Source organism: uncultured Amaricoccus sp. (genome assembly GCF_937858865.1).
Lineage (GTDB): Bacteria > Pseudomonadota > Alphaproteobacteria > Rhodobacterales > Rhodobacteraceae > Amaricoccus.
Genome location: NZ_CALLYO010000312.1, coordinates 1 through 4,402, shown reverse-complemented (window position 1 = coordinate 4,402; position 4,402 = coordinate 1). Strand labels below are relative to the sequence as shown.

Here is a 4,402-nt window from a genome sequence, read left to right as displayed (position 1 = left end):
TGAAGCGCAACGAGCCCGAGGTCTTTGCGGCGGCGGCGACGATCTGCGAGTATCAGGACTTCCTGACGCTGCGGCTGACCGGCGAGCGCTGCTGCTCGCTCGATAACGCCGGGCTGCGCTGGCACTACGATTCGCGCGGGGAGGGCTGGGCGCGCGGGATTCTCGCCGCGCTCGGGCTGGGCGAGCTCGAGGCGAAGTGGCCGGGGCGGGTGGTGGCACCGGGCGAGGTGGTCGGGACGCTGACGCCGGCCGCGGCGGCGGCGCTCGGCCTCCGGCCCTCGGTCCGGGTGGTGCAGGGGGGTGCGGACGCGCTGATCGGGATGATCGGGCTCGGGGTGGCGCGGCCGGGGCAGCTCGCGCTCGTCACCGGGTCCTCGCACCTGCTGTTCGGGGTGACCGAGGCGCCGGTGCATGCCCGCGGGGTCTGGGGCGCCTATCCCGACATCGTCTATCCCGGGCGCTACGTGGTCGAGGGCGGGCAGACCTCGACCGGGTCGGTGGTGAACTGGCTGCGGCGATTCTGCGGCGGCCTCGACCTCGCGGCGCTGAACGAGAAGGCGGCGGCGCTGGAGCCGGGGGCGGAGGGGCTGATCGTGCAGGACCATTTCCAGGGCAACCGCACGCCCTATACCGATCCGCTGTCGCGGGGGGCGATCGTCGGGCTGACGCTGGCGCACGAGCCGCACCACGTCTTCCGGGCGATCATCGAGGGAATCGGCTTCGGCACGCGGGCGATCCTCGACGCCTTCCGCGCGGCCGGCTACGCCGGGAACGAGATCACCGTCGGGGGCGGGGCGACCTCCTCGGAGCTCTGGATGCAGATCCATGCCGACACCGCCGGGCTGCCGGTCCGGATCCCGGCCTCGCCGGATGCGCCCTCGACCGGGTCGGCGGTGCTCGCGGCGCACGGCGCCGGGCGGTTCGCCTCGATCGACGAGGGGATCGCGGCGATGGTGCGGCCGGGGCGGAGCATCGAGCCGCGGCCGCGGGAGATGGCGCGCTACGCGGAGATCTACCAGCGGTATCTCGCGCTCTATCCGGCGCTGAAGCGGGCGCTGGGCGGGTAGCTCAGGCTTCCGGGACGTTGCGGCGGAGCTCGTCGAGCCAGGGGTCGGCGACGGAATCGGACGGGGCGCGCCAGTCGCCGCGGGGGGAGAGGGCGCCGCCCGAGGAGACCTTGGGGCCGTTCGGGATTGCCGACCGCTTGAACTGGCTGATGGCGAAGAAGCGCCAGAGGAAATTCTCCAGCCAGCGGCGGATGGTGGCGAGGTCGTATTCGCGCCGCGCCGCCTCGGGGAAGCCGATCGGCCAGAGCCCGGCCGAGGCGTCGCGCCAGGCGTGCCAGGCGAGGAAGGCGACCTTCGAGGGCGGGTGGCCGTAGCGCATGGTGTGGTAGAGGAAGAAGTCGTTGAGCTCGTAGGGGCCGATCCGGCTCTCGGTGCTCTGCAGCTCGGCGCCGGGGACGAGCTCGGGCGAGATCTCGGTGCCGAGGATCGCCTCGAGGACGGCGTCGGTCGCCTCGTCGAACTGGCCCGAGGCGACGCACCAGCGGATCAGGTACTGGATCAGCGTCTTCGGCACCCCGGCGTTGACGGCATAGTGGCTCATGTGGTCGCCGACGCCGTAGGTGCACCAGCCGAGCGCGAGCTCGGAGAGATCGCCGGTGCCGACGACGAAGCCGCCGCGCTGGTTGGCGAGGCGGAAGAGATAGTCGGTGCGCAGCCCCGCCTGCACGTTCTCGAAGGTGACGTCGTAGACCGGCTCGCCCGCCGCGAAGGGGTGGCCCATGTCGGCGAGCATCTGCCGCGCCGCCGGGCGGATGTCGAGCTCGGCGCCGGTGACGCCGAGAGCGTCCATCAGCTTCCAGGCGTTCGCCTTCGTCCCCTCGCTGGTCGCGAAGCCCGGCATGGTGAAGCCGAGGATGGCGGTGCGCGGCAGGCCCAGCCGGTCGCAGACCTTGGCGGCGACGATGAGGGCGTGCGTCGAGTCGAGCCCGCCCGAGACGCCGATCACCATATGCGTCCCGGCCGTCGCCTCGAAGCGGCGGCTGAGGCCCTCGACCTGGATGTTGAAGGCCTCGTAGCAGTCCTGGTCGAGGTGGCTCTTGCGGTTCGGCACGTAGGGGAAGCGCCTGACCGGGCGGATGAGGCCGAGGTCGGTCCGGCTCGGCCGATGGTCGAAGCGGACGCGGCGGAAGGGGTGGCTCGCGGCATCGGCCGCGTCGCCCCAGGTCTGCATCCGCATCCGCTCGGCGAGGATGCGCCCGGTGTCGACGTCGGCGAGGCAGAGCGTCGGCTCGGGCGGGAAGCGCTCGGACTCGGCGAGGAGGTCGCCGAGCTCGTAGATGACCCCCTGGCCGTCCCAGGCGAGATCAGTCGTGCTCTCGCCCGGCCCGGCGGCGGAATAGACGTAGGCGGCGAGCGCGCGGGCCGACTGCGAACGGCAGAGCAGGTGCCGCTCGTCCGACTTGCCGATGGTGATGTTCGAGGCCGAGAGGTTGGCGAGGATGGTGGCGCCGGCCAGCGCCCCGAGCGTCGAGGGCGGGGTCGCTGCCCAGAAGTCCTCGCAGATCTCGGCATGGAGGACGAAGCCGGGGAGGTCCGCCGCCTCGAAGAGGAGGTCGGCGCCGAACGGCGCCTCGCGCCCCGCGACGCGGATCGCGAGGCCGGCCGCCGACCGGCCGGGGGCGAACCAGCGCTTCTCGTAGTATTCGCGATAGTTCGGCAGGTAGCTCTTCGGCACCACCCCGAGAAGCGCCCCGCGGGAGACGGCGAGCGCGCAATTGTAGAGCCGTCCGCCGTGGCGCAGCGGCGCGCCGATCAGCAGGATGGGCGAGAGATCGGCCGAAGCCGCCACGATCCCGTCCACCGCCGCCTCGACGGCGTCGAGGAGCGCCGCCTGCAGGTGCAGGTCGTCGATCGCATAGGAGGAGACCGAGAGCTCGGGGAAGACCGCGAGGTCGGCGCCGGCCGCGGCGGCGCGGCGGGCCTCGGCGATGATCGCGTCGCGGTTGAAGGCGACGTCGGCCGGCCGCACCCGCGGGGTGCAGGTGGCGACCCGCACGAAGCCGTGCCGGTGCAGCGCGTAGAAGTCTCCGGCCCCGGCCGTCATGCCGCCCTCCTCGCTCAGTCGACGTGGAAGACCTCTTCCGTCGCGGCCCACCAGTCGCCCTCGGCGCGGGTCTCGAGCGGCTGCTGCAGCGGTTCGTTGATCGACCACCACCGCTGCGTCGCCGGGTCGGCGGCCATCCTGGCGCTGTCGGCGGCGAAGTCGGTGCCGTGGTACTCGAAGTAGGCGAAGAGCAGGTTCTCCGGCTGGCGCAGGAAGATCGAGTAGTTGCGGATGTTGCAGTCGGCGATCTTGGCCAGCACCTCCGGCCAGACCGCGGCGTGCAGCCGCCTGTACTCCTCGATCCCCTCGGGGCGGATGCCGAGGACGAACCCCATGCGCTTCATCGGACCGGTCCTTTCGCTGCCGCCCAACGCCCGGGCGGGCCGGCGGAGCTTGCTGGCCGGGGGGCGACGCGTCAACCCGGGCGCGCAACTCGGGCACGCTGTTGCGGACCGCCGGGCATGCCGATAGCATGAGCGGCAACGCCGTCCGTCCGAGGCGGCGGAAGTCCGAAGGGAGGACAAGCCTTGCTGAACAGGAGATCGCTATTCGCCCTGACGGGGGCGGCGACGCTCGCGCTCGCCGTCGCTGGCGGCGCCTCGGCGCAGGAGAAGATCAAGGTCGGCTTCCTGCCGGGAGTGACCGATCCCTTCTACCAGGTGATGCAGCTCGGGGTGGAGAAGGCGGCCGCCGATCTCGGCATCGAGGTCGTGGCGCAGGTCCCGCCGACCTGGGGGGTCGAGGCGCAGACGCCGATCCTCGACGCGATGGTCGCCCGCGGCGATCTCGACTACATCATCACCGCGCCGGTCGAGAAGGACCAGATGGTCGGGCCGCTGCAGGCGGCGGTCGACGCCGGGATCAGGATCATCACCGTCGACACCTTCCTCGGCGACGGCGACTATGCCGACGGGCCGGTGACCTTCCCCCTCAGCTACATCGGCTCGGACAATGTCGAGGGCGGGCGCATCTCGGCGCGCGGGCTCGCCGAGGCGATCGGCGGCAAGGGCAAGGTCTACATCAACTCGACCAACCCGAACGTCTCCTCCGTCGAGGGGCGCGAGCAGGGCTTCGCCGAGGTGATGAAGAACGAATATCCCGACATCACCGTCATCGGCCCGGACTACAACCTCGACGACGCCGCCCGGGCGACGCAGCAGACCGCGGCCATCCTCGAGCGCGAGCAGGACCTCGCCGGCGTCTTCGGCACCAACGTCTTCTCGGCGCAGGGCGCCGGCCAGGCGGTCATCAACGCCGGGCTCGGCGGCCACGTCCAGGTCGTCGCCTACGA

4 protein-coding genes are annotated in these 4,402 nt (G+C 71.9%); 2 read left to right on the top strand and 2 right to left on the bottom strand.

Features of this window, described 5'->3' with window-relative positions; genetic code table 11:
* The coding region (locus Q0112_RS08855; protein WP_297974101.1) for an FGGY-family carbohydrate kinase at positions 1-1,067 on the top strand (1,067 nt) is incomplete at its 5' end.
* Between the two features lies 1 nt (position 1,068).
* Here Q0112_RS08855 and Q0112_RS08850 read toward each other — a convergent pair.
* Positions 1,069-3,111, bottom strand: a complete 2,043-nt coding sequence (locus tag Q0112_RS08850) for an NAD(+) synthase (protein ID WP_297974099.1) — start codon at positions 3,109-3,111, stop codon at positions 1,069-1,071.
* A 14-nt stretch (positions 3,112-3,125) separates the two neighbouring features.
* Positions 3,126-3,455, bottom strand: coding sequence for an L-rhamnose mutarotase (locus Q0112_RS08845; RefSeq protein WP_297974097.1), 330 nt, complete (start codon positions 3,453-3,455; stop codon positions 3,126-3,128).
* 183 nt (positions 3,456-3,638) lie between these two features.
* Here Q0112_RS08845 and Q0112_RS08840 point away from each other — a divergent pair.
* On the top strand, positions 3,639-4,402 hold a 764-nt coding region (locus Q0112_RS08840), incomplete at its 3' end, for a substrate-binding domain-containing protein (RefSeq protein ID WP_297974094.1).